This window comes from Streptomyces sp. CA-251387 (genome assembly GCF_050936625.1).
Taxonomy (GTDB): domain Bacteria; phylum Actinomycetota; class Actinomycetes; order Streptomycetales; family Streptomycetaceae; genus Streptomyces.
In genome coordinates, this window is sequence record NZ_JBNJMJ010000001.1 from 8,288,777 (window position 1) to 8,314,331 (window position 25,555).

General features: G+C 72.7%; 21 protein-coding genes and 1 pseudogene. 12 read left to right on the forward strand and 10 right to left on the reverse strand.

Annotation, left to right across the window (positions count from 1 at the left end; all coding sequences use genetic code 11):
• The first annotated feature begins 2 nt into the window (after nt 1-2).
• The 3 genes from ACQEV2_RS36815 to ACQEV2_RS36825 are packed head-to-tail and all read left to right on the forward strand — an operon-like array spanning nt 3 to nt 2,859.
• Complete coding sequence (locus tag ACQEV2_RS36815) at nt 3-917, forward strand: ATP-binding cassette domain-containing protein (RefSeq protein ID WP_433051756.1); 915 nt, start codon at nt 3-5, stop codon at nt 915-917.
• A gap of 1 nt (nt 918) precedes the next feature.
• A complete protein-coding gene (locus ACQEV2_RS36820) occupies nt 919-1,821 on the forward strand; it encodes a sugar phosphate isomerase/epimerase family protein (RefSeq protein WP_433051759.1) in 903 nt (300 codons plus the stop codon).
• Nucleotides 1,822-1,839: 18 nt separating this feature from the next.
• Nucleotides 1,840-2,859: a Gfo/Idh/MocA family protein gene (locus tag ACQEV2_RS36825; RefSeq protein ID WP_433051762.1), complete on the forward strand. Its 1,020-nt coding sequence runs from the start codon at nt 1,840-1,842 to the stop codon at nt 2,857-2,859.
• 46 nt (nt 2,860-2,905) lie between these two features.
• On the opposite strand, the gene ACQEV2_RS36830 is transcribed toward ACQEV2_RS36825, so the two are convergent.
• Complete coding sequence (locus ACQEV2_RS36830; protein WP_433051765.1) at nt 2,906-3,523, reverse strand: TetR/AcrR family transcriptional regulator; 618 nt, start codon at nt 3,521-3,523, stop codon at nt 2,906-2,908.
• 121 nt (nt 3,524-3,644) lie between these two features.
• Here ACQEV2_RS36830 and ACQEV2_RS36835 point away from each other — a divergent pair, with 121 nt between their 5' ends.
• From ACQEV2_RS36835 to ACQEV2_RS36855, 5 genes and pseudogenes are all read left to right on the forward strand, one after another.
• Nucleotides 3,645-4,856 (forward strand): alpha/beta hydrolase family protein, encoded by a 1,212-nt coding sequence (locus ACQEV2_RS36835; protein WP_433051768.1) that lies wholly within the window; start codon nt 3,645-3,647, stop codon nt 4,854-4,856.
• Nucleotides 4,853-6,211, forward strand: a complete 1,359-nt coding sequence (locus ACQEV2_RS36840) for an MFS transporter (RefSeq protein WP_433051771.1) — start codon at nt 4,853-4,855, stop codon at nt 6,209-6,211. The genes ACQEV2_RS36835 and ACQEV2_RS36840 overlap by 4 nt, the downstream gene beginning before the upstream one ends.
• Before the next feature lie 5 nt (nt 6,212-6,216).
• Nucleotides 6,217-7,392: a thiolase family protein gene (locus tag ACQEV2_RS36845; protein ID WP_433051774.1), complete on the forward strand. Its 1,176-nt coding sequence runs from the start codon at nt 6,217-6,219 to the stop codon at nt 7,390-7,392.
• A pseudogene (locus tag ACQEV2_RS36850) lies at nt 7,389-9,254 on the forward strand (AMP-binding protein); the annotation flags it as partial. The gene ACQEV2_RS36845 and the pseudogene ACQEV2_RS36850, both read left to right, overlap by 4 nt.
• Before the next feature lie 221 nt (nt 9,255-9,475).
• On the forward strand, nt 9,476-10,354 hold the full coding sequence (locus ACQEV2_RS36855; protein ID WP_433051777.1) for an MBL fold metallo-hydrolase: 879 nt from the start codon (nt 9,476-9,478) through the stop codon (nt 10,352-10,354).
• Here ACQEV2_RS36855 and ACQEV2_RS36860 read toward each other — a convergent pair.
• The 9 genes from ACQEV2_RS36860 to ACQEV2_RS36900 form a co-directional block, all read right to left on the reverse strand.
• On the reverse strand, nt 10,293-11,099 hold the full coding sequence (locus ACQEV2_RS36860) for a thioesterase II family protein (protein ID WP_433051780.1): 807 nt from the start codon (nt 11,097-11,099) through the stop codon (nt 10,293-10,295). The genes ACQEV2_RS36855 and ACQEV2_RS36860 overlap by 62 nt on opposite strands.
• Nucleotides 11,096-12,121, reverse strand: a complete 1,026-nt coding sequence (locus tag ACQEV2_RS36865; protein ID WP_433051783.1) for an alpha/beta fold hydrolase — start codon at nt 12,119-12,121, stop codon at nt 11,096-11,098. Before ACQEV2_RS36865 ends, ACQEV2_RS36860 begins: the two co-directional genes overlap by 4 nt.
• Before the next feature lie 79 nt (nt 12,122-12,200).
• Nucleotides 12,201-12,428, reverse strand: coding sequence for a hypothetical protein (locus tag ACQEV2_RS36870; protein ID WP_433051786.1), 228 nt, complete (start codon nt 12,426-12,428; stop codon nt 12,201-12,203).
• Nucleotides 12,425-12,664, reverse strand: coding sequence for a phosphopantetheine-binding protein (locus ACQEV2_RS36875; RefSeq protein ID WP_399106906.1), 240 nt, complete (start codon nt 12,662-12,664; stop codon nt 12,425-12,427). Before ACQEV2_RS36875 ends, ACQEV2_RS36870 begins: the two co-directional genes overlap by 4 nt.
• On the reverse strand, nt 12,661-14,598 hold the full coding sequence (locus tag ACQEV2_RS36880) for an HAD-IIIC family phosphatase (RefSeq protein WP_433051789.1): 1,938 nt from the start codon (nt 14,596-14,598) through the stop codon (nt 12,661-12,663). The genes ACQEV2_RS36875 and ACQEV2_RS36880 overlap by 4 nt, the downstream gene beginning before the upstream one ends.
• The gene (locus ACQEV2_RS36885) at nt 14,595-15,617 is read right to left on the reverse strand and encodes a 3-oxoacyl-ACP synthase III family protein (protein WP_433051792.1); all 1,023 of its coding nucleotides are present in this window, start codon (nt 15,615-15,617) and stop codon (nt 14,595-14,597) included. The genes ACQEV2_RS36880 and ACQEV2_RS36885 overlap by 4 nt, the downstream gene beginning before the upstream one ends.
• Nucleotides 15,617-18,661 (reverse strand): type I polyketide synthase, encoded by a 3,045-nt coding sequence (locus ACQEV2_RS36890; RefSeq protein WP_433051795.1) that lies wholly within the window; start codon nt 18,659-18,661, stop codon nt 15,617-15,619. Before ACQEV2_RS36890 ends, ACQEV2_RS36885 begins: the two co-directional genes overlap by 1 nt.
• A complete protein-coding gene (locus ACQEV2_RS36895; RefSeq protein WP_078662420.1) occupies nt 18,658-18,993 on the reverse strand; it encodes an acyl carrier protein in 336 nt (111 codons plus the stop codon). Before ACQEV2_RS36895 ends, ACQEV2_RS36890 begins: the two co-directional genes overlap by 4 nt.
• Nucleotides 18,994-19,016: 23 nt before the next feature.
• On the reverse strand, nt 19,017-20,810 hold the full coding sequence (locus tag ACQEV2_RS36900) for a fatty acyl-AMP ligase (RefSeq protein WP_433051799.1): 1,794 nt from the start codon (nt 20,808-20,810) through the stop codon (nt 19,017-19,019).
• 270 nt (nt 20,811-21,080) lie between these two features.
• Between ACQEV2_RS36900 and ACQEV2_RS36905 the strand changes: the two genes are divergently transcribed.
• From ACQEV2_RS36905 to ACQEV2_RS36920, 4 genes are all read left to right on the forward strand, one after another.
• Entirely contained in the window at nt 21,081-21,821 is a 741-nt protein-coding gene (locus ACQEV2_RS36905) for a 4'-phosphopantetheinyl transferase family protein (protein ID WP_433051802.1), read from the forward strand.
• 170 nt (nt 21,822-21,991) lie between these two features.
• On the forward strand, nt 21,992-23,596 hold the full coding sequence (locus tag ACQEV2_RS36910) for a DHA2 family efflux MFS transporter permease subunit (protein ID WP_433051805.1): 1,605 nt from the start codon (nt 21,992-21,994) through the stop codon (nt 23,594-23,596).
• 6 nt (nt 23,597-23,602) lie between these two features.
• Nucleotides 23,603-24,289, forward strand: coding sequence for a TetR/AcrR family transcriptional regulator (locus ACQEV2_RS36915; RefSeq protein ID WP_433051808.1), 687 nt, complete (start codon nt 23,603-23,605; stop codon nt 24,287-24,289).
• Nucleotides 24,286-25,500: an alpha/beta hydrolase family protein gene (locus ACQEV2_RS36920; protein WP_433051811.1), complete on the forward strand. Its 1,215-nt coding sequence runs from the start codon at nt 24,286-24,288 to the stop codon at nt 25,498-25,500. Before ACQEV2_RS36915 ends, ACQEV2_RS36920 begins: the two co-directional genes overlap by 4 nt.
• Nucleotides 25,501-25,555 lie beyond the last annotated feature (55 nt).

Genomic DNA, 25,555 nt, shown 5'->3' on the forward strand with positions numbered 1-25,555 from the left:
CAATGACATCCACCAACGGAACCGGCACCCACGGCGCCGTCCTCGTCGACAAGGCCCCCGAGAAGGACGGCCCGATCGTCGAACTCCGCAGCGCCGGCAAGTCGTACGGCAACATCCGCGCCCTGCACGGCGTCGACCTGAAGGTCTTCCCCAGCCAGGTCACCTGCGTCCTCGGCGACAACGGCGCCGGCAAGTCGACCCTCATCAAGATCATCTCGGGGTTGCACCAGCACACCGAGGGCGAGTTCCTCGTCGACGGCGAAGCGGTGCGCTTCTCCACCCCGCGCGAGGCGCTCGACAAGGGCATCGCCACGGTGTATCAGGACCTCGCCGTGGTCCCGCTGATGCCGGTGTGGCGCAACTTCTTCCTCGGCTCGGAGATGACCAAGGGCCCCTGGCCCATCCGCCGTCTCGACATCGAGCGGATGAAGAAGACCGCGGACGAAGAGCTGCGCAACATGGGCATCGTCCTGGACGACCTGGAGCAGCCCATCGGGACGCTCTCCGGCGGTCAGCGCCAGTGCGTGGCGATCGCCCGCGCCGTCTACTTCGGCGCCCGGGTGCTGATCCTGGACGAGCCCACCGCCGCCCTCGGTGTGAAGCAGTCCGGTGTGGTGCTGAAGTACATCGCCGCCGCCCGCGACCGCGGCCTCGGCGTCATCTTCATCACCCACAACCCCCACCACGCCTACATGGTCGGCGACCACTTCAGCGTCCTGCGCCTCGGCACCATGGAGCTGAACGCCTCCCGTGACGAGGTCAGCCTCGAAGAGCTCACCAACCACATGGCCGGCGGCACCGAACTGGCGGCGCTCAAGCACGAGTTGAGTCAGGTGCGCGGCGTGGACGTCGAGGAGCTCCCGGAAGAGGAAGACCTCACCGCACCCGTGGCGGGCGCGCCCGAAGGGAAGTCCTGACATGCCCCCTGTGCTGGACCGCATCCGGGTCGGCTCCGCCCCGGACTCCTGGGGCGTCTGGTTCCCCGACGACCCCGTGCAGGTGCCCTGGGAACGCTTCCTGGACGAGGTCGCCGAGGCCGGCTACTCGTGGATCGAGCTGGGCCCGTACGGCTATCTGCCGACCGACCCGGCCCGCCTCACCGACGAGGTGAACCAGCGGAATCTGAAGGTCTCGGCGGGCACGATCTTCTGTGGCCTGCACCGCGGCCCGTCCGAGTGGGACTCCACCTGGGAGCAGGTCAGCCGGGTCGCCTCGCTCACCCAGGCCATGGGGGCGAAGCACCTGGTCGTCATCCCGTCCTTCTGGCGGGACGACAAGACCGCCGAGATCCTGGAGCCGCCGGAGCTCACCGGCGAGCAGTGGGCGTACCTGACCAAGGGCATGGAGCGGCTCGGGCACGAGGTGAAGGAGGCGTACGGCCTCGACATCGTCGTGCACCCGCACGCCGACACCCACATCGACACCGAGGCCCATGTCGAGCGCTTCCTCGACTCGACCGACTCCGACCTGGTCAACCTGTGCCTCGACACCGGTCACTACGCCTACTGCGGCGGCGACAGCGTCAAGCTGATCGAGACCTACGGCGAGCGCATCGGCTATCTGCACCTCAAGCAGGTGGACCCGGAGATCCTCGCGGACGTGGTGAAGAACGAGATCCCCTTCGGGCCCGCCGTCCAGCGCGGTGTGATGTGCGAACCCCCGTCCGGCGTACCGGAGTTGGGGCCGGTCCTGGAGGCGGCGCAGAAGCTGAACGTGGATCTGTTCGCCATCGTCGAGCAGGACATGTACCCGTGCGAGCCGGACAAGCCGCTGCCGATCGCGGTGCGTACCCGCAAGTTCCTGAAGTCCTGCGGCGCCTGACGACCCGAAAGGACAGCCATGACTGAGCGCGCCACACTCGGAGTCGCGGTCATCGGTACCGGAAAGATGGGTGCGGACCATGTGCGCCGCATCCAGGAGGTCACCAGCGGGGCACGGGTGACCGCCGTCGTGGACGTCGACGCGGAGCGCGCCAAATCGGTCGCCGCCCGCGTCGACGGCTGCACCGCCCACACCGACCCGGCCGCCGCGATGGCGTCCGCCGACGTGGACGCGGTGATCATCGCTTCCCCCGGCCCCGCCCACGAGGCGGCGCTGTTCACAGCCTTCGAGCACGATCTGCCGGTGCTGTGCGAGAAACCCCTCACCCCCGACGCCGCCTCCGCGCTGCGCGTCCTTCAGGCCGAGCAGAAGCTGGGCCGGCGCCGGGTCCAGGTGGGCTTCATGCGGCGCTACGACGCCGAGTACATGAAGCTCAAGGCCCTGCTGGAGACGGGCCAGCTGGGCCGCCCTCTCATGCTGCACAACCGGCACCGCAACGTCGCCAGCCCGCCCGGCTGGACCAGCGAGATGCTCATCAACGACTCGGTGACGCACGAGATGGACGTGACCCGCTGGCTGCTCGGCCACGAGATCACGGCCGTCACCGTGCTGGCCCCGACGCCCTCCGGCAACGCGCCGGACGGCATCCGGGACCCGCAGTTCGTGCTCTTCGAGACCGACGGCGGCGCGCTCGTCGACGTCGAGATCTTCGTCAACTGCGGGTTCGGCTACCAGGTCCAGGCCGAGGTCGTCTGCGAGCGCGGCACCGCCCGCGTCGGCGACGGCCACGCCATGGTCACGAACGCCGCCGGCCGCTGGGGCGGCATCATCGCGCAGGACTACATCGAGCGGTTCGCCGACGCCTACGACCGTGAGGTGCAGGCATGGGTGGACGCCACCCGGCACGGCGAGGTCACCGGGCCCAGCGCCTGGGACGGATACGCCGTGGCCGCGGTGTGCGAGGCGGGCGTACGGTCGCTGGAGGACGGCGGCCGGGTCGCGGTGGACCTCGTCGACAGGCCCGCGCTGTACCGGTGAGGCGTGAGGTCCTGTGGGACGCCGGGTTCCGACCTCGGAGTAGCGTTCAGCGGCTGGCGGCCAGCGCCGCGAGGACGGCGTGGGTGAGGCGGGTGACGTAGGCGTCGTCGGTGGGGCCGCCGACCGCGAGCATCCTGAAGTACAGCGGGGCGCCGAAGATGTCGACGGCCAGGCTCATGTCGATGTCGCCGGGCAACTCGCCGCGGTCCACCGCCTGGCGCAGGAGCGTCGCCACAGCCGCGCGCCGGGGCCCGAGGACCGCCCGGTGCAGCGCGTCGCGGAGGGACGCGTTGCGGGCCGACTCGGCCACCAGGTCGGGGATGATCCTGCCTGCGAGGGGATGCCGCAGGTCGGCCATGGTGTGCCGGATGAAGCGCTCGACGTCGTCGTGCAGCGACCCGGAGTCGGCCGTCGCGGGAAGATGCGCGGCGGCGGCCTCCGAGACCAGCTCCACCACCATGGCCTCCTTGGCGGGCCAGCGGCGGTACAGGGCCGCCTTGCCGACACGGGCCCGGCGGGTCACGGCCTCCATGGACATCCGGGCGTACCCGGTCTCGGCCAGTTCCTCGAAGACCGCCCGCCTGATCGTCTCGGTCACGGATTCCCGTAGCACCGCGGAGCCGGTGGGTCTGCGGTCGAAGGTGTTCCGGCTGGTGGCGTCCACCGCGCGAGATTAACACCGAACGGAACGGTTGCGTTCCGTCAAGGCCGGGTGTACGTTCCGCGGCGAGACGGAACGGACCTGTTCCGTTCCGACCCGGAGAAGTCCGGGAAAGGAGGTCACGATGAAGTTCCTCTTCGACGACGTGGCGTTCTCCTTCCAGGCTCTGCGCACCGCCGGACACGCCGCCTACGCCGGCGCGGACCTCGGCGAGGTACTCGTCACCTGCCGGAACATCCCGGACGGCGACGAGCGGGCCTGGTACCGCGAGTGGACCGCCCTCGCCGAACGCCTCCACCGCATCGGCGACGAGGCCCTCGCCGCAGGCCACCGGGTCAGCGCCCGCGAGGCACTGCTGCGGGCCTCGAACTACTACCGGACCGCGGACTTCTTCCGCGTCGAGAACCGCGACGCCGACACCGAGTCGGACCGGCTCGCCCGCTGCTCGCGCCAGACCTTCGCACGGGCCGCCGAACTCCTCGACGTGCCCGCGCTGCGCCTGGAGATCCCTTACGAGAACACCACCCTGCCGGCATACCTGTTCCCCGCCGACGGAGCCGGCCGTGCGGCCCGCCCCCGGCCCACCGTGATCCATCACGGCGGCTACGACTCGACCCTGGAGGAGCTGTACTTCATGGTGGCGGGCGGTGCGTTGCGCCGCGGCTACCACGTGCTCGCCTTCGAAGGACCCGGCCAGCAGTCCGTCCGGCGGGAGCAGGGACTCGTCTTCCGGCCGGACTGGGAACACGTGGTCGGCCCTGTGGTCGACCACGCCCTGACCCGTCCGGAGGTGGACCCGGAAAGGCTCGTGTTGTGGGGCACCAGCTTCGGCGGGCTGCTGGCCGCCCGCGCGGCCGCGTTCGAGGACCGCCTCGCCGCGTGCGTCCTGCACAACGGGATCTACGACTTCTACGAACTCCCCCTCCGCGGTATCCCGCCCTACCTGGGCGAGTGGGTGGCGGAGGGCCGCGACGACGTGGCCGGGCCCGTGCTGGACGTCAGCATGGTGCAGAGCACGCGGGTGCGCTGGTTCCTGCGGCACGGCATGTGGGTCTTCGGGGCCAAGACACCCCCGGAGGCGCTGCGCGCCTGCGCGCCGTACAACCTCGACGGCGTGACCGAGCACGTCGCCTGCCCGACCCTGGTCCTCGACGCGGAGAACGACGTGATCTGCCACGGTGAGGCCCGGCGGGTGCACGACGCGCTGCGCTGCCCGAAGGAGCTCATGGTGTTCACCGACGCCGAAGGGGCCGGTGAACACTGCCAGGAAGGCGCGGCGCTCCGCTTCCACCAGCGGGCGTTCGACTGGCTCGACGAACGGCTGTCCCCGGCATGACCGTCGAGGCGGACACCCGGCCGGACGCCGCGGACGACACCCGGCGCCGCAGTCGCGTCGTACTGATCCTGCTCGCGCTGTTCATCGTGATCAACGCAGCCGACAAGGCCGTGCTCGGTCTGACCGCGGGCCCCATCAAGGACGATCTCGACCTCACGGCCACCGAGTTCGGCACCATCGCCAGCAGCTTCTACCTGTTGTTCAGCCTCTCGGCGGTCTCCGTCGGTTTCCTCGGCGACCGCATCCGCCCCCGGCCCCTGCTCGCCGTGCTCGCCCTGGTCTGGGCCGCGGCCCAGCTGCCGATCCTCCTCCCCGCGACCGGATTCGCAGCGCTCGTCGCCACCCGGGTGGTGCTCGGTGCGGGGGAGGGGCCGGGGTATCCCCTGGCCAACTACACGGCCTTCACGTGGTTCCCGGAGAAACGGCGCGCCCTGCCCTCGGCCGTCGTGGTCGCGGGTGCCGCCGGCGGCACCGTCCTGGCCGCCCCGCTGGTCGTCCTGGTCAGCAGCACCCTCGGCTGGCGGGCCGCGTTCGCCCTGCTCGGGGCCGTCGGGGTGGTGTGGGCCCTCGTCTGGCTCAGGTTCGGCGGCGGCGGGCCGTACACCGCGCGCCTCGGCCCCGCACCGGACGAACCGTCCAGGGCGCCGAGGGAGCAGCCGTCCGTGCCGTTCTGGCGCGTCGTCACCACCGGCACCTGGCTGGGGGCCACGTTCTCCGCGTTCGCGGTCATGTGGACGCTCGCCCTGGGCTTCGCCTGGCTCCCGCTGTTCCTGGCGGAACAGGCCGGGTTCAGCGACACGGAGGTCAGCGGGATCGTCGGCCTGCCCGCCCTGGCCATGGCCGTCCTCGTACTCACCGCGGGAGCCGCCGCGCACCGGTTGCTGCGGCGAGGGGTGACCGCCCGGGTCGCGCAGGGGCTGGTGGGCGCGTCACTTCCGCTCCTCGCCGGCGTCTGCCTGCTCCTGACGACCCGGGTCGGTCCCACCGCCCTCCTGCTGCCGCTGCTCGTGCTGGCGTTCTCCGCCGGCAACGGACAGACCCCGCTGACCAACGCGGCGATCGCGGACATCTGCCCGCCTGGACGACGCAGTGCGGCTCTGGGACTGTCCTACGCCCTCGCCGCCCTCTCCAGCCTGCTCGCCCCCTACGTCACCGGGCGGATCATCGACGCCGCGCCCACCGAGGCCGTCGGCTACGGCCGGGCCTTCGACCTGACCGCCGGCCTGCTGATCACCGGTGCCGTCCTCTCGGTGTTCCTGATCCGTCCCGACCGCGACGCCCTCGCCCTGCTGCCCGAACCCCCCGTGGCGTCCCCCGCGTTCGGCACGGACGCGGAGCCCTCAGCGAAGGAGTGACCCCGATGCCCGTAGACATCGCCGTCGTCCACGGGGCCCGCACCCCGATCGGCCGGTACAAAGGCGCACTGAGCGCGGTGCCCGCCCACCGGCTGGGCGCCGTCGTGATCCGGGAGGCGGTCCGGCGCGGCGGGCTGGAACCCGACGCCGTGGACGAAGTCGTCCTGGGCTGCGTGGGCCAGGTCGGCCCGGACGCGTTCAACGCCCGGCGCGCGGCGCTGCGTGCCGGGCTGCCCGTGCGGACCACCGCGTACAACGTCAACCGGCTGTGCGGATCCGGCCTCCAGGCGGTCTGGTCGGCCGCGCAGAGCCTCACCCTCGGTGCGACCGACGTCGTCGTGGCGGGCGGCAACGAGTCGATGACCCGTCAGCCGCTGCTCGACTACGGCGAACGGGCTCCCGACGAACTGGCCGAGGGCACGACCATCGACGGCACCCTCTCCCTGGTCACCGATCCCTTCGGGGACTACCCCATGGGCATGACGGGCGAGGTGGTGGCCGACCGGTACGGCATCTCGCGGCGGCGCCAGGACCGGTGGGCCGCCGAGAGCCAGCGGCGCACCGCCATCGCCGTTCAGGAGGGACGGTTCGAGGAGCAGATCGTGCCCGTGGCCACCGCGCACGGCATCGTAGAGCGGGACGAACACCCCCGGCCCGGTACGACGGAGGAGAAACTCGCGGGCCTGCGCCCCGTCTTCGCGGAGAACGGCACGATCACCGCAGGGAACTCCGCCGGCATCAACGACGGTGCCGCCGCCGTGCTCCTGATGCGCTCGGCCGACCTCGACTCCGGCAGCACCCCGCTGTGCCGGCTGCGGGACGTCGCCGTCACGGCGCTGGAGCCGGAGATCATGGGCGTCGCCCCCGCGGAGGCGATCCGCACCCTGCTGCACCGCAACGGCCTCACCGTGGACGAGATCGACGTGATCGAACTCAACGAGGCGTTCGCGGCCCAGGTCCTGGCCGTCATGGACCAGCTCAAGCTCGAACCGGACCGGGTCAACCCGAACGGCGGGGCGATCGCCCTGGGCCATCCCATCGGCGCCACCGGATGTGTCCTGCTGCTCAAGGCGGCGCACGAACTGCGCCGCACCGGCGGTCGGCTGGCCGTGGTCGCCCTGTGCATCGGCGGCGGCCAGGGCATCGCCGCACTGATCGAGAATCCGAGCGCGGCCCGATGAGCGCGTATGCCTGGTATCCGACGCGGGAGTTCACCGAGCGGAGCAACATCACGGCGTTCTGCCGCAGGCACGGTGTCGACGGCGGCTACCGGGCGCTCCAGGCCAGGTCCGCGGCCGACCCCGAGTGGTTCTGGGCGCGGGCCGTGCAGGACATCGGCATCGTCTGGCACCGGCCGCCGCAGCGCGTGTGCGACGAGGCCGGAGGGATCGCGTTCACGCGCTGGTTCCCGGGCGCGTTCACCAACCTCGTGGACTCCTGTCTGGAGCGCCGGGTGCGGCAGGGGGGCGGGCAGGCTCCGGCACTGCGCTGGGAGCGGGAGGACGGCACGCGCGGGGTGCTCACCTACGGTGAAGCGGACGCGTACAGCGCCCGGGTGGCGGGCGGGCTGCGCGAGCTCGGTGTCGTCTCCGGGGACCGCGTGGCCGGCTATCTGCCCCCCGGCCCCGAGGCGTTCGTCCTGCTCTTCGCCTGCGCGCGCATCGGTGCCGTACTGGTGCCGCTGTTCTCGGGGTTCGGTGCCGAGGCCATCGCGGTCCGGCTCGTCGACGCCGGCGCCCGGGTCCTGGTGACCGCCGCGGGCACCGTCCGGCGGGGGCGGCGGCAGGACATGGAGGCGGTGGCCCGCACGGCACTGGAGAACGCCACGTGCGTACGCCATCTCGTCGTCGTGCGGGAGCCGGACGGGCCACGGCACTCCTCCGACGCAGCTGGTCCGCGCGCTCCGGCCGGGCCAGGCGTGCCGTCCGGGACCGCCGAGCCGGAGGGGCGAACGGCGCCCTCGGGGGCCGGCGGCCGCGACCGCGCCGAGCTCGCCACGACGGACTGGCACCGGCTGGCCGCCGCCGACCCCGTCCCGGTCGTCTCGGTGCCCGTCACCGCCCCCTTCCTCCTGCTGCACACCTCCGGCACCACCGGCCGCCCGAAAGGCGCGGTCCACACCCACGGAGGCTTTCCGGCACAGGTCGGCAGCGAGACCCGGTACAACTTCGACCTGCGGCCGGACGACGTGGTCTTCTGGGTGACCGACCCCGGCTGGATCATGTTCCCGCTCATCGCCGTGGGCGGCACCCTCGCGGGCGCCTGCGTCCTGGCGTACGAGGGCGCGATCGACCACCCGGACACCGCCCGCCTGTGGCGGCTGCTCGACGACCACGAGGTCACCGTCTTCGGCAGTTCGCCGAGCCTGTCCCGCATGCTGATGGGCCGTGAGCCGCGCGACCCGGTCGTGCCCTCCCGGCTACGGGTCCTCGGCTCGACGGGGGAGCCGTGGACCGAGGACGCCTGGCGCTGGTACTTCGCCGAGTTCGGCGGCAAACGCTGCCCGGTGATCAACATCTGCGGCGGCACCGAGGTCGGCGGATCCCTGCTCGCCTCCGCGCCCACCCTGCCCCAGTCGCCGTGCGGCTTCGCGGGCCCCTGCCTGGGCATCGCGGCGGTCGTCGAGGACGACTCCGGCGCGCAGCCGCCCGAGGGGCAGGTCGGCGAGCTGGTCGTCCGGCGCTCCTGGCCGGGCATGACCCGGGGACTGTGGCGGGCGCGCGAACGCTTCGCCCAGACCTACTTCGGCCGTAGGCCGGGCCGTTGGTCCCACGGCGACCTCGTCTCACGCACCGGCGACGAGTGGTTCGTCCACGGGCGGCTCGACGATGTCATCAAGGTGTCCGGCAAACGGCTCGGGCCCGCCGAGGTCGAGGACGCCGTCGTCGGCGACCCGGCTGTCGCCGAGGCGGCCGCGGTCGGCGTCCCGCACCCCGTCAAGGGGGAGGCGCTGTGGTGCTTCGCGGTCCCGTCGGACGGCCGGTCGCTGGGCGGGACGGAGGCCGAGCGGATCCGTGCGCGGGTGGCCGGCGCGCTCGGCGCCGCGTTCCGCCCCGACCGGGTGATCGCCGTGCCGGAGCTGCCCAGGACCCGCAACGGCAAGGTGATGCGGCGGCTCGTCCGCGCGCTCGTCACCGGCGAGGCGCCGGGCGACCTGTCCACCCTCGTCAACCCCGCCTGCCTCGACGCCATCCGCACCGCCCTGCAGGACCAGTGAAGTGCGATCCGCGAGTGATCAACCAGCCCACCGACCGAGGGAGTTCCATGCCGACGATCGACATCCTCCTGCCCGGCTTCGCCATCGACACCGACCAGGGCTATCCCGCCTTCTGCGGGGTGTTCCTGGTCCGCGGTCCGGACGCGGCCGGACGGGAGCGGAACATCATCGTCGACGCCGCCCACGTCGGCCGCCGCCCCTTCCTCCGCAACGCGCTCGCCCGGCACGGCCTCACCGCCGAGGACATCGACACCGTCGTCCTCACCCACGCCCACTGGGACCACGTCCAGAACATCGACCTGTTCCCACGGGCCACCCTCGTCCTGCACCCCGACGAACGCCGGTACGCGCACCTCCCGCACGCCAACGACTGGGCCACGCCCGCCTGGACGGGGCTGCTGCTGGAACAGCTCCCCGTCCGCGAGGTCACCGACGGGGAGGAGATCATCCCGGGGGTAGGCGTCATCGGCCTGCCCGGCCACTCGCCGGGCAGCATCGGCGTCATCGTGCAGACCGAGCACGGCCACGCCGCCATCACGGGTGACGCCCTGCACTTCGCGTACGTCGCCCGCACCAAACGCAACCCTCTGGTGTTCTGGGACGCCGACCAGGCCGCTCACAGCATCGAGCGGGTCCTGACGGTGTCCGATCTGGTCTACCCGGGCCACGACCGGCCGTTCCGGCTCACCGCGGCCGGCGACATCGACTACCTGGCGCCGTTCGAACTCACCGTGACCGGGCTGCGGCCCGACGACGACGGCCTCGTGTTCGCCGACGCCTCGGCGCGGCCGGTGTGGGTGATGCCCGGCATCCAGGAGCAGCGCACGCTGTACGAGAAGAACGCCGACGACAGCCGGCGGCGGATCAGCCGGGTGCCGAGGGTGGTGCCCCGGACTCCGCGAGAAGCCGGGCCAGTGAACGGTTGAGCCGCTCGAAGAACGCGTCGGGCGCCTCGCGCGGGAAGAAGTGGCCGCCGGGGACCGGGGTCAGACGGAAGTGGTGCACATACCGCCCCCAGGCCCGCACCGCGGCCGGGTCGACGAGCGGGTCGTCGGTGCCGGCGAACGCCTCGACGGTCAGCGGCAGCCGGGCCCGCTCGTCGTACGGGTCCGGCAGCCCCGCCCGCTGGTGAGTCGCGCAGATCCGCAGGTCGTCGCGGAGGATCGGCAGCAGCACCCGCAGCCAGTCCGCCCGCCCCAGGAACCGCGGGTCCAGCCCGCCCAAGTCCACGAGCAGGCGGGCCAGTTCGCCGTCCTGGTACCGGTCGGGCGGCGGCAGCGTGGGCGTACGGTGCGGGGCCGCGTAAGCCCCGAGGAACAGCGCCTGCGGACCGCGGCCGCCCGCGCGCAGCCGGGCCGCCGCCAGCGCGAAGGACAGCAGGGCGCCCATGCTGTGGCCGTACGCGGCCCACGGTCCCTCGTCGAACCAGGGGGCGAGGTCGCGCCCGAGGGCCTCGACCACCTCCCCGGCGTCCTGGTACCGGGGCTCGCCGTAGCGCGCCTCGCGGCCCGGCAGTTGCACCGGCAGGACGTCGACGTCCGACGGCACGCGCCGGGCCCAGGAACTGAAGAACGAGGCCCCGCCGCCGGCGTGGTGAAAGCAGAACAGCCGCAGCCGGGCGTCCGGACGGGGCGCCCGGCTCAGGCAGGAGGCCGAGGCACTCCTCGTCATGCGGGGTCTCCGGCCGACGTACGGGCGAGGCGGTGGCGGGCGCGCAGGACGCGGGCGCGGGCCGAGGCGGCCCGGCGTACGGCACCCGCCGTTCCGGTCATGCGCAGCGCCTGCGCCAGCAGCCACAGCCGGGTCTCGGCCGCCCGGTCGGGCCGGCCACCGAGGACGTCGTTCTCCACCAGGCGCAGATGCGGCACGGTCCGCTCCAGCAACTCGGCGTCCGAGTGGGGCGCGATCTCGTCGTCGCGGCTCGCCGCGTAGGCGACCGGTGTGCGCAGCCGGGTGAGCCGCTCCTCGTCGAGCTCCCAGTCGGCGAGGGCGGCCGGAAGCCGCTCCACCGGTGTGCGCATGACGTGGGAGAGGGTCAGGTGCACCAGGCGCGGCAGCGGCGTGTGGCCCGCGGCGCGGACGAAGAAGTCGCGTACCGGGGCCCCGACGGTGGCCAGCCCCCGGATACGGTCGTCCTCCATCGCCTGGCGCAGCGCGAGATGCCCGCCGAAGCTGAGGCCCACGACACAGGTGCGGGAGGCGTCGGCGGCGCGGCCGAGCAGGTCGAGGAGGTAGGTGAGCATGCGTGTGCTGTCCGTTCCGTAGGTGAGGGTGTTCTCGCCGACGCCGGGCAGTTCCGTGACGACGACGGCCGCGCCGAGCCGGTCGGCTCCGGCGAGCACGGGGGCCCACTGCTCCTTGGTGCTGGTGATGCCGCCGAGGACGATGATGAGCGGGAGCCTGTTCCGGGTGGACAGGCCGACGGCCCAGCAGGCGAAGCCGTTCTCCTCATAGGGCAGGTCGAGCCGGGAGATGCCGCGGACGCGTTTGCGCCAGCGGTCGAAGGCCTCGACGCCGGCGCTCTGCGCCGCCTTCCGCAACGGCCCGTCGACGTACGGGAAGCGGGCCATCGCGTAGCAGCGGACGGCGTCCAGGTCGCGGCCGCGTGCCTCGGCCGCCATGCCGAGCGACGACCACTCGTGCACCCAGGCACCGGGACCCTCGTCCTTGGCGTCCGTGCTGAGGGTCCGCATCACCCGGTGGATGACATCCTCGGGATGCCCTGGGCGTGCGCGTGCGGAAGACCGAACCTCTGCAGCTCCGCCAAGGGGATCATCGGGCCGCTCCCTTCTCTTCCGGGATCCGTTCCGCGGCATCGGGCCTGCCCTCGGCCGACCGGCTGTCCCCGCGGCCGTTGACCAGGCGGGCGAGACCGGCGCGCACCCGCCTCACGAGGCCGGGGGAGAGGAACACGTCGAGCTGGGTGTCGAGGAACAGGGCGTGGAAGTGCACGCAGGTGCCGGGGTCGTCGGGCGCGAAGTCCGCACGGGAGGTGGTCACGGGCCCGCCACCACCTCGTACATCTGGCGGAACGTGCGTGCCTGGAGCACGTCGGCCACCGGGACGCGCCGGCCGACGACGTCCTCCACGACGGTCACGAGCCTGAGCAGCAGCACCGAGTCCCAGTCGGGGAAGTCGTCCAGCGGGCGGTCGAGGTCGTCGGCCCGGACGCGCAGGCCGAGTTCCTCTTCCAGGAGCAGGCGGAACTCCGCGATGTCGGCGAGGGCGGTGGTCATGTCGGGTCTCCGTCGAACGGCCCGAACGCGGCGTGCAGCCGCAGATGGGCGGGGGCGGGGGCGATGTCGGTCAGGTCGTGCCGGAAGAAGACGGCCTCGGGATCGTCCGGGTCGGTGCCGACCGGGGCGAAGCCGTGGTCGGCGTAGAAGGAGGCGAAGGCCGCGTTGCGCGGGGAGGGAAGATAGCGTCCCGCCACGGCGCTCGCCCCCGTGTCCCGGGCGAACCGCAGCACTGCCCCCACACAGGCGCTCTCGATGCCCCGGGCGAACACCCGGCAGCTGAGGGCGAAGTTGTCGATGCGCAGCACCTCTGCGTCACGCCGCAGGAACAGCGCGCCGACCAGGCCGTGGTCGCCGAACCGGTCACGTGCGCGTACGGCGAGAACGTGGTGCCCCGGGCGCTCCAGGAGCGCTGACACCTGGGCCGCCTCAAGACGTTCGGTGGCCAGGTGGAACTGGTTGGTGCGCAGGGTGAGCTGGGAGACCCGGGCGATCTCGGACTCGTCCGGCGGCCGCAGGCCGACCTCCAGACCGAGCCCGTCGAGGTAGTCCTGGTAGGAGCCGACGTCCTCGCGGAACTCCTGCCGCAGTGCCTCGGTGCGGTAGCGGCCGGCCCGCTCCAGGTCGGCCTCGGTGAGCTCGAACAGGTCGAACCAGCCGTCGGCCAGCAGTGCCGCGGGGTGCAGCGCGGGCTCCTCGTCGACCCGGACCACGGCGACCTCGGGGAGCTGCTCGCCGACCAGCCCGCACTCGAAGGTGCTGTCGTCGACGAAGACGAAGCTGTCCAGGCCCAGCCCGAGCCGGTCCGCGATGTCGCGGAGGTTGTCGTGCTTGGCCTTCCAGTTGGCGTTGACGCGGACGAAGTCGTCCTCGCGCAGCACCATGCCCGGGTGGGTGCGCAGCGTCGTGCCGACCAGCTCGGCGTCGTTCTTGCTGCTCACCGCGAGCAGCACCCCCTGCGCGCCGAGCTGCCGCACCGTCCGCTGGAACTCCTGGAAGGCCTCACCGCGCAGCCCCGTGCCCAGCTCGATGCCACCGGGCCCGGCCTCGCCGAGCACCCCGCCCCACAGCGTGCCGTCCAGGTCCAGCACCAGGCACTTGCGGGTGCGGCCGAGGCGGGCGCGTACGACGTGGGCGGCCTCCCGGGCGTAGGCGGCCAGCAGCGCGTCGGAGAGCCGGGCCCGGGCGTACTGCGCGGCGCGCGGCTCGCACGCGACAATGCCCTCGGCGACCAGCGGATCGAGGTCCACGGTGACCACGCCCGGGTACTGCGCGGCCAGGGACAGCAGCCCGCTGTTGAACTCCCGCCACACCGCGCCGAGCCGGGCCCGCGAGCGCAGGTCGACCAGCTGGTGGGTGTGACGGCGGTGCAGCGGCACGGTGTTGAGAACGAGTAGGCCGCGGCCGGCCTCCTGGTGGGTGCGCACGGCGCCCGTCAGGAGCGCGAGCCTGGCCCGTGCGGCGGCCTCCACGTCCTCGGCTCGCCACGGCACCGTGACGTCGTCGAAGACGGTGTGCGCGTCGAGCAGGCAGAGCGTGAGCTGCGGCTGTTCCTCGCCAGCCGCGGCCGGGCGCATCAGATCCTGGAGGTAGGCGCCGTACGGCGAGACCTTCGCCTCCAGCAGCAGCCCGTGCCGGGCCAGTTCGGCGGTGAGGGGAGCCACCAGCGGAGCCACCGTCGAGTGGCCGGTGACGGTGACGGTGACCACCGGCACCTCCGCGTGGCGGCACACCTCCTTGGGATCGAGCCGGGCCAGCAGCTGGCCCGCGGCCGGGAGGTCGGCAGCCGGCATGCGTGACAGCAGGGACCGTACCGAGCCGTACTCCGCCGGGAGCCTGCCCGCGCGGTGCAGGGCGCGCAGCGCGCTCAACGCCCCGTGGTCGTGCCAGCCGGCCGCCGGGTCCCGGGTGCTGTGGTTCGTGGTCGCCGTCATGAACGCTCCAGTGCGACACCGGACTTGATCCACTTGCTGGACTCGATGGCGACGACGAGGGCGCGCCCGGGGCCGTCCCACTGCCGCAGCAGCTCCTCCAGTTGGAGGAAGGGCAGCGCGTTGCCGTTGTTGCCGACGTGGCGCACCACGTTGACGCGGCGGGCGTCCGGGGCGGGCATGCCGTCGGAGATGCGGTCGCTCATCCGGCCGGACAGCTGCGGGGGCAGCAGGAAGTCCAGCTCGTGCGCGCCCCAGCCGACGTCCTCCATGAGCTCCCAGAACATCTGCTGGGCCAGCACGGGCACCGCCTCCTCGATCGCCTTGTAGTCCTCGAAGACGGCGGTGCGGTCGGTGTGCCGGTCGCCGAGCCCGAACCAGTCGACGACCTGGCCCGGCTCCCGGCCCAGCCCCACCAGCCGGTTGAGCACCTGGCGGATCACCACGCGCTGCCCGAGCGCCTCGACGCTGAGCACGGCCGCGCCGGCACCGTCGCCGAAGAGCACGTAGTTGACCAGCTCGGCCGAGGTGCGCGACCCCGGGTCGAAATCCGTCTCCAGGTGCTTGGCGCACACGTCGCCGCCGATCACCAACACCGTGCCGCAGCGCTCGGCGAGCAGCAGCGTGCGGGCCACGTCGAGGGCCTGCACGGCGCCGGCGCAGCCGGACTGGAGCTGATACGTGGGGACGTTGTCGATGCCGAGCCGGTCCGCCACCAGGTTCACCGTGGCGGGCATCAGCTGGTCCGGTGTGGCCGTACCCATGACGACGCAGTCGATGTCGTACGGCTCCAGCCCGGCCTCCGCCAGCGCCCGGTCGGCGGCGGTCGCGGCGATGTCGGCCAGCGTGTGCCGTACCTCACCGGTCGGAAGGTCGACGGTGAAGTGCCGGGTGGCGTTGCCGATGAACATCTCGGCCCAGGTCTCGTCGACACCGACGAGTTTGGCCAGGGTCGCATTGTCCACGGGGTCACCGGGCAGACAGGTGCCGACCGAGGCCAGATGGACGGTGGGTGCGGTCATCACCGGGTTCCTTCCGGGGTGGTGGGAACAGGAGCCGCGGCGCCGTGGCGGCCGCGCAGGAATCCGACGAGGTCACCCACGGTGCGCAGGCCGGCGAGCAGGTCCTCGATCGGGAGCGTGCCGAGTCGCGGGAGCGCGTCCTCGATCCGTGCCTTGAGCTCCATCACCCGGATCGAGTCGAAGCCCAGGTCCTCGTGCAGCCGGTCGTGGTCGTGCACGTGCTCGGGGTCGTGCCCGCCGACCCGGCACACCAGTTGGCGTGTCAGGACGGCGAGTGGGTCCGGCAGATCACCCGCCGGGGCCGGCGGGCACGATTCCCCGCGGTCCGCACCCCTACGGACCGCGGTGTCCGCGCCAGGGGGGCCGGGCGCGGACAGTTCCGGGAGGCCCGGCGCGGTGCCGGTGCGCCAGGCGCGGAACGAGTCGTCGAACACGTACGGCGGCAGCCGGCGGGGCACCCGGTCGGCCTCGGCGTACAGCACGTCCCACTCCGGTGCGAGCCCGGCGCACCACAGCTCGCCGAACAGCTGCTGGGGCCGGTGGTCCGGGGCGTGCTCGCCCGGGTGGGCGGCGTGCAGGCTCACCGGGTGACCGGCGTCCGGCTTGAGCCGTGCCAGCAGCGGGGTCAGTATCGCACGCGGGCCGATCTCCACCACGTGGGTCACGCCCGCGGCCAGCAGCGCGCTCGCGGCATCGGCGAACCGTACCGGCGCGGTGATCTGCCGCGCCCAGTAGTCGGCGTCCATGGTTTCCCCGCCGGTGAGTTGTTGGCCGTTCACCGTGGAGAAGACCGGGATGCGTGGCCCCCGGGCGGGCACGTCCGCGCACTCCCGGCGGAACTCCTCGACCACGGGTGCCATCAGCGGCGAGTGGAAGGCATGGGAGACGGGGAGCCGCCGGGCGGCCACCTCACGCTCGGCCAACTCCTCTTCCAGTGACGCCAGTTCACCGAGGTCTCCGGAGACCACCGTGCTCCGCGGCCCGTTGACGGCGGCCAGGCCGAGCCGCTGCCGCCTCACCAGCAGCGGCTCGACCTCCGCGGCGCCCATGCTCACCGCGAGCATCCCGCCGTCCCCGGGCAGCGCCTCCATCAGCGCCCCGCGCCGGGCGACCAGCCGGGCGGCGTCCGGCACGTCCAGCGCACCGGCCAGGCAGGCGGCGGCGAACTCGCCGATGCTGTGCCCGAGGACGTACGACGGGCCGATCCCGGACTCGACGAGGGCGGCCGCCATCGCGTACCCCACGGCGAACAGCGCCGGTTGGGCCCAGCGCGTCCGGTGGACCTCCGGATCGCCGTCGAGGACCAGGTCGCGCACCGACCGTCCGGTGTGCGGGGCGAGCACTTTGTCGATCTCGTCGAAGTGCCGTGCGTAGGCGGGCCACCATCGGTACCAGGACGCGGCCATGCGTGGGTGCTGGGCACCCTGCCCGGTGAAGGCGAACGCCACCGACGCCGCCGATCGCCGCCCACCGTCCACCCGGGCGGCCTCCCCGGCGTGCTCCGCGGCCTTGCGCAACTCGGCGGCCAGCGTGGGCAGATCGGCGGCGGCGACGGCCGCCCGGTACGGCAGGCGGGACTTGACGCGATTGCTGGTCCAGCACAGCTGCGCCAGCTGGTTCTCCGGGCGGCGGGACAGGGCGTCGGCCTGCGCCAGCAGATTGGCGCGCAGCCGCTCGGGGGAGCGGGCGGAGACGGTGAACACCCCGGGCGCCCGGTCGCGGCCGCGGTGCACCGTGCGGGGAGCGGAGGCGAGCACCGCGTGGGCGTTGCTGCCGCCCATGCCGAAGCTGCTGACCGCGGCGTGCACGGTGCCGGACGGCAGCCTGAGCGGTGCCTTGAGCAGGGAGAGCCGGCGCCCTGACAGGTCCAGCCTCGGGTTCGCGTCGGCCGCGAACCGGCTGGGCGGCACCGTGCGGTGGTGGAGCGCCAGTACGGCCTTGATCAGCCCGGCGATCCCGGCCGCGCCCTCGGCGTGCCCGAAGTTGCTCTTGACCGAGCCCAGTCCGACGCTGCCGCCGCTGCGGCCGCTGGTCAGCTCGCCGAGCGCCTGCGCCTCGATGAAGTCGCCCAGCAGGGTGCCGGTGCCGTGCGCCTCGACGAACCGGATGTCGTCGGCGGTGACGCCGGCCCGCTGCCAGACGGACTCGATCAGCCGTTGCTGCGCCCAGCGGTTGGGCGCGGTGATGCCGTTGCTGCGCCCGTCCTGGTTGATGCCGGTCTCCTTCAGCACGGCGTACACCGGCTGACGGTCCGCCAGGGCGTCGCTGAGCCTGCGCAGCACCAGCACCGCAACGCCCTCGGCCCGTCCGATGCCGTCGGCCGAGGCGCTGAACGGCTTGCAGCGACCGTCGGGCGCCGAGAGGCCGGCCTGGGTGTAGAAGATGTTGATGACCGGCGTCATGATCAGGTTGGTCCCGGCCGCCAGCGCGTAGTCGCACTCACCGGAGCGCAGTGAGCCCGACGCGAGGTGGACGGCGAAGAGCGAGGAGGAGCAGGCGGTGTCCACGGCCAGACTGGGGCCCTTGAGGTCGAGGTGGTACGACACCCGGTTCGCGCCCATGAAGTAGCCGTTGCCGGAGCCGTACCGGGCGGTGATCCGGTCGTAGTCGGCGAGCTGGAGATATGCCCACTCGTTGGCCATCACCCCGACGAACACGCCGGTGTCGGTGCCGGCCAGGTCCTGCGGGGCGACGCCTGCGTCCTCGATGGCCCGCCACGAGCACTGCAGCAGCAGCCGCTGCTGCGGGTCCATGGCGGCGGCCTCCCGCGGAGAGATCCCGAAGAAGCCCGGGTCGAACGCGTCCGGGTCCTGGATGAACCCGCCGCGCACGGTGTTGCTGCGGCCCGGCGGCCGGGCTTCGGAGGCGCTCTGCGGCGCGGTCGACGACGCCGCGTGGTAGCGGTCGGCGTCCCAGCGCTGGCTGGGAACCCGGTCCGTGCCGTCGCGTCCGTCCATGAGGAGCGACCAGTACTCGCGGGCGTCGCGGGCGCCGGGGAAGCGGCAGTCCAGGCCGACGACGGCGATCGGTTCGCGCTCGGTCATGACGGGTCGCCGGAGGCCAGGCGTTCGGCGAGGTGGTCGCTGATCGCGTGGACGGTCGGGAAGTCGTAGGCGATGGTGGGGGAGACCGCGAGCTGGAAGTGCGCCTCGATCTCGCCGCAGATGCTGATCGCCGCGACCGAGTCGATGCCGTAGTCGGCCAGCGGGGTGTCCGGGTCGATCTCCTCGGGGGTCCGGCGCAGATGGAAGGCCACCCGCTCGGTCAACCACCCTTCGAGGTCCGGGGAGCCGGGCTGCGGAGCGCCCGGGTGCGGTGACGGCTGGTCCACGGGGGCGGCGCCGACGGCGGCGGTGGACTGGTCGGTGATGCTCATGGCGTGCTTCTCTCTTCCGGATCTCAGCTGCGGGAGGACACGGCGGCGGTGGGCTCGGTCGCCGGTGCCGGGGTGGGGAGCAGGGCGGCGACCGGTTCCTGGAGGCGCTGGTGCAGCACGGGCAGGCCGCCGTCGAGGAACAACTGCCGCATGAGCGTGCGCTGGGTCTTCCCGCTGGTCGTCTTGCGGATCACTCCAGGGCGAACGAGCACCACGCTCACGCCGGGCAACTGGAACTGTCGGCTGAGCAGCGCCTGGACGGAGGCGGCGAGGCGGGCCAGATCCTCCTCGCTGCCGCCCCCGCGGGCCTTGAGCTCCTGCACCAGGACCACGTGCGAGCGGTTCGACGCCTCGTCGGTGACGGTGAACACCGCGCCGCCGCCGCGCCGGAACACCTCCCCGGAGTCCTGGACGGCCTGCTCGATGTCCTGCGGATAGAGATTGCGGCCGTGCTGGATGAGCATCTCCTTGATCCGGCCGGTGACGTAGAGCTCCCCGTCGAGCAGGGCGCCGAGGTCGCCGGTGCGGAAGCAGCCGGCCCGGCCGTCGGCCGTGACCGCCTGGAACGTCTCGGTGCTGAGCTCGCGCCGGTTCCAGTAGCCGGCGGCCACCGAGGGGCCGCGCAGCCAGATCTCGCCGATCCGGCTGTCGGGCAGCACCTGACGGGTCATCGGGTCCACGATCAGGACCTCGGTGTCCGTCGGCCGGCCGCAGCCCACGAGGGTCCGGGCCGGGCGGTCGCTGCGCACGGGCCGCAGCTCGTCCCGCTCCAACGCGACGGCGTCCACGGTGAGTTCGAGGTGCGGCGCCTCGGTGTCGCCGCCGGAGACCAGCAGGGTGTTCTCGGCCAGGCCGTAGCACGGCAGCAGGGACTCGGCGCGCAGCCCGTTGCCGGCGAAGCGCCGGACGAAGGCGCGCAGGGTGTCGGCGCGCACCGGCTCGGCCCCGTTGAGCGCCACCCGCAGGCTGGACAGGTCCAGCCCCGCCGACTGCTCCTCGGTGACGCGCCGGACGCACAGGTCGTAGCCGAAGTTGGGCGAGGCGGTGCCCTCGACGCGATAGTCGTGGATCATGCGGAGCCAGCGGTGCGGTTGCTTGATGAAGGAGACCGGTGACATCTGCACGCTGGTGCCGCCCACCCACAGGGGCTGGAGGGTCATCCCGATGAGCCCCATGTCGTGATAGAGGGGCAGCCAGCTGCCCGCCACGACACCCTCAGGGGTCCGCATCGCGGTGCGGATGGCCTCCTGGTTGGCGGCCAGATTGGCGTGCGTGACCATGACGCCCTTGGGTTCGCTGGTCGAGCCCGAGCTGTACTGGAGGAAGGCCACGTCGGTGTCGCGTACGACGGGCGGTACCCACAGATCGGGATCGGCACCGTCCTGGTCGTCCGGGCCGGTCGACAGGCACACCACGTCCCCCTCTCCGGCGGCGGCCAGCCAGGCTCCGATGGCCTGCCGGTACTCGGGGAGCGTCAGCACGGCGCCCACCTTCGCGTCCCGCAGGATGCCGCTGACCCGGGCCAGGCGTTCGCCCGGCTCGTCGGGCAGGGGCGCGGGAATGGCCGTACGCCCGGCGTAGAAGCAGCCGAGGAAGGCCGTCACGAAGTCGAGGGTCGGCGGATAGAGCAACAGGACCGGGCGCGAGGGATCGCCCTTGGACGCGTGGCGCAGCCGGGCGGCGACGAGGCGCGCCCGCCGGTCCAGTTCGGCGTAGCCGATCTCTTCCGGCCGCATGGCCGGGCCGTCCTCGTGCAGATACACGAACGCGGCACGTTCGGGATGGCGGTCCACGCCGGCGCGTACGGCGTCGGTCAACGTTCGGTGCTGGTGCGGCACAGGCTGTCCTTTCCGCGGTCGGTGACCGGTGCGGTGTGGAACATCCCGGAGGCACCGAGTGCCATCCGGTGCCTCTCAGCCTCCGGGTGCCGTGAAAAGGCGGCGTAAAGCGGAAATTGGCATGCACGTCAAGGGTTGGGGGTTGCGCCGACGGTGCCCGCTGGAGCCGGTACAACGGTGTGTGCACGGGGCGGCACGTTTCAGCCCTGGCACGGGGTGCCGGTCAAGAGGTGGGCAGAAGGGGATGTCATGACCGAACCGGACGCTCTTCCGGTGGGGGGTGAACCCCTCCCTGTCGGTCCGCTGCCCGCGGTGGGGTGGCATGCGGTCCGGGAGGCCGCGCGGCGGCACGGCTACGCGGTCTGCCACGGCCGGCCGGTGGACTGGGGGCGACAGCCCGGCCCCGGCACGCGCGAACTGCTCGGGCCGGACTGGTCGCGGTACTGCGCGGCACGCGAACCCCTCGTGCGGGCACGGCTGCTGGGCTCGCGACTGCTGCTGCGCCACACCGTGGCAGCGGTGGCCGGTGTGGAGCCGGACCGCGTCGTGCTGGGCCGCGACGGCCGGGGGCGGCCGGTCCTGCACGAGCCCGACGGGCTGGACGTGGCCATCAGTCATACGGCCGGAATGCTGGTGGTCGGGGCCGCCCGCGGCCGTCCGATCGGAGTGGACGTGGAGGCGTCGGACCGCCCGCTGCTGACGCCCGGACTGGCCGAGAGGTTCTGCCATCCGCGGGAGCTGGCGGAGCTGTCCGGGCTGGCGCCGGCCGAGCGGAATCAGCAGCTGGTGCGGCTGTGGACGCTCAAGGAGGCCTGTACGAAGGCACAAGGCGTCGGGCTGGCACGGGACTTCGCACGACTGTGCCTCCGCCCGGGACCAGACGGCGACGGCTGGTGGTCTCTTGAGACGGAGCCCGGGTGGCGACTGCGCTGCGACCGGGTAGCGGGGCGGTTCCTCGTCGCCGGGGCGCTGGGTCCGGACGGCCTGTAACTGCCGCTTCCCGAGGGCGAGTTTCGGGGGGTGTGCGGCAACCGGCAATCGAGTCAGGGTTGTTTCGATACACCGTTGACTCGATTGGTCGCCGGGTCTAGCGTCGGCGGTACACGGCACGAGAACGGCACTCAGCTCACGCACCCCCCTCTTACCGAGGAGCGGAATCCGTGACTTCTCAGCCTCACCTCAGGCCTGCCGAGCGGACCCCGTCGGCCGCGCACCCGCACCGGTGGCGCGTGCTGGCGGTCCTGCTGGTCGGCCTCCTGCTCGTCGTCCTGGACACCTCGATCCTGAACGTGGCCCTGAAGACACTCGCCGAGCCGGCACCCGTCGGCCTGGGGGCCACGCAGAGCGAGCTGCAATGGTCGATCGACTCCTACACGCTCGTCTTCGCCGCCCTGCTCTTCACCACCGGTGTGCTCGCCGACCGCTGGGGACGCAAGCGGACGCTGCTGGCCGGGCTCGTCGTGTTCGGTGGCTGTTCCCTGTGGTCCGCCCACGCGCACAGTGCCGGCGAACTCGTCGTCGCTCGGGCCGGACTGGGCGTCGGAGGCGCCCTCGTGCTGCCCGCCACTCTGGCGATCATCATGGCCGTCTTCCCGCCCGCCGAACGAGCCAAGGCCATCGGTGTCTGGGCCGGCGCCGCCGGACTCGCCGTGGCGCTGGGCCCCGTCACCGGTGGCCTGCTGCTGGAGCACTTCTGGTGGGGCTCGGTGTTCCTGATCAACCTGCCCATCGTGCTGATCGGCGCCGTCGCCGTGCTGTTCGTCGTGCCCGAGTCCCGGGACGCCGGACACGGAGGCCTCGACCCGCTCGGCGTCGCCCTGTCCGTCGTCGGCCTGACCGCCCTGGTGTACGGGGTGATCAACGGGGGCGAGTCCGACGACTGGACGGACCCCGCCGTCTGGGGGCCGATGCTCGGCGGCCTCGCCGTCCTGAGCCTGTTCGCCGTCTGGGAACACCGCAGCCGGTGTCCCGCCCTGGACCTCACCCTGTTCACCGACCGACGCTTCAGCGCCGCCGTGACCGTCATCGGGCTGGTCTTCTTCAGCCTGCTCGGCGCCACCTTCTTCCTGGTCTTCTACCTCCAGAGCGTGCGCGGCTGGACCCCGCTGGAGGCCGGCCTCCTGCTGCTGCCCCTGGCGGTGGCCCAGCTGGCGTTCGCACCGGCCGCGACGCTCGCCGCCAAGCGGATCGGGGTCCGGCCGGTGTGCGTCGGCGGGATGCTGCTCACCTCGGCCGGCTTCCTCGCGGTGGCCACCGTCGACGAGGGGACCGAGGTCTGGGTCCTGGAGTCCGTCCTGTTCCTCATGGGCGTCGGCATCGCCTGCGTGATGCCCCCGGCGACCTCCGCCGCCATGTCCGCCGTCGGCCAAGGCCGGTCCGGCACCGGAGCGGCGGTCAGCACCACCTTCCGGCAGGTGGGCGGCGCCCTCGGCGTCGCGGTCCTGGGCTCAGTGCTCTCCCTGGCCTACCGCTCCCGGATCGAGGACCACCTGGCGCCGCTGCCCGCCGCGGTCCGCGACCCGGCGGAGGAGTCCGTCGCCGCCACCCTCACCGCCGCCCGGGAACTGGGCCCGCACGGCGCCGCCATCGAGGCCCGCGCGGTCGACGCGTTCGTCTCCGCCATGCACCTCACGTCCCTCGTCGCCGTGGGCGTCACGCTCCTCGGCGCCCTCGCCGCCCTGCTGCTCCTGCCCTCCCGTACGGCCCCAGGCAGGACCGGCGCCGAAAAGACGATCGCCGAAGAGCCCTACACCGCGGAGGTCTGAACCCGTATGCCGCCACCCGTCGACCAGTCGGCGCCCGCCCCGGGACGCACCGCCCGGGGCGGCCGCCAGCGCGACCCCGCCGCCGACCGGGCGATCCTGGACGGCGCCCTCGCCCTGCTCAGCGAGGGGTGCAGCTTCGGCGACCTGTCCATGGACCTGATCGCCCAGCGTGCCGGGGTGGCCCGCGCCACCATCTACCGCCGCTGGCGCAACAAGGAGGAGCTGGTGCTCGCCGCGCTGAGCACCCTTGACCTTCCCGTGCCGCCGCTGACCGGACTGAGCCTGCGGGACAAGCTGGTGACCCTCGTGGACCAGCTGCGCCACCGCGGCCAGGACACCCCGCTGCACCGGCTGATCGGCAGCCTGCTCGGCGAGGCGGTGCGCCGCCCGCAACTGGTGGAGCGATTCGAGGAGACCGTCACCGCCGCCCGGCACGAGGCCCTGTTGGCGACGCTGCGCGAAGGCGTCGACAGGGGCGAGCTACGTGCCGACCTCGACCTGGAGGATGCGGTCGAGATCCTGACCGGACCGATGGCCGCCCGTCTGATCCTGCGTCAACGCGCCGTCGAATCAAGCGCGTTCGCCGAGTCGATCGTCGACACGTTCTTGAACGGAACCCGCACGACCCCTGCCGGAGCGCGACCCGGCACAGCATCGGAGTACTCCCCACCACCACAGGAGCCGCAGCCATGAAATTCCTCTTCGACGACCCCGCCTTCGACTACCAGGCGCTGCGCACCGCCGGTTACGCCGATTACGGCGGTGCGCAGCTGGGCGAGGTCGTCGCGGTCGCCTCGCTCATCCCGAACGGCGACACCGAAGCCTGGCGGCACGAGTGGGCCTCCCTCGCCGAACGGGCCCACCGGCTGGGCACCGCCGCCCGGGGCGAGGGCCGCCGCGACGACGCGCGCGCCGCACTGCTGCGGGCGCACAACTACTACCGGACCGCCGAGTTCTTCCAGCGCGACGACCCCCAGGGCCCGGAGGCCCTCCGGCTGATGCGGCTGTCCCGGGAGACCTTCGCCGACGCCGCCGAACTCATGGAGCGGCCACCGGAGTTCGTGCGCATCCCCTACGAGGACACCTCACTGCCCGGCTACCTCTACCGGGCGGACGACTCCGACGGGCCGAGGCCGTTGGTCATCCACCACGGCGGCCTGGACTCCACCCTAGAGGAGGGCTATTTCTTCGTGGCGGCCGCGGCGATCGCCCACGGCTACGACTGTCTCTGCTTCGAAGGGCCGGGTCAGGGCTCGGTCCTTCGCGACCAGGGCCTGGCCTTCAGGCCCGACTGGGAGAGCGTGGTCACGCCGGTCGTGGACCACGCGCTGTCCCTGCCGGGTGTGGACCCCGACCGCGTGGTGCTGGTCGGGACCAGCCTAGGCGGCCTGCTCGCCGTGCGCGCCGCCGCGTTCGAGCACCGGCTGGCCGGCTGCGTCGCCCACGACGCGGTCTGGCAGCTGGGCGATGTCGTGGCGCTGCCGCCGTTCGTGCTGGAGTGGGTCGAGCAGGGCCACGACGACTTCGCCAATCCGGTGATGTGGGGAATCGCCGCGCAGCAGACCTTCACCCGCTGGCTGCTGCGGCACGCCCTGTGGACCTTCGACGCCGACACCCCCGCCGAACTGGTGCGTCGGCTGCCGGCGTTCGCCCTGTCCGATGTGATCGGTCAGGTGCGCTGTCCCGTGCTCGTCCTCGACGCGGAGGAGGACCTGTTCTTCACCGGGCTGGAGCACGCGAAGAAGGTGTACACGGGCCTGAACTCGCCCAAGACGCTCCACGTCTTCACGGCCGACGAGGGCGGCGGGGCGCACTGCCACTCCGGTGCCATGCGCCTGTTCCACGACCGGCTCTTCTCATGGCTGCTCGAGACTCTCGGGGCGGACCGAGCGGCGGCGGCCTGACCGGCGGCGGCCGGTCCGCGGCACATCCAGCCCGAAGCAGCCCGGCCCGCTCCCC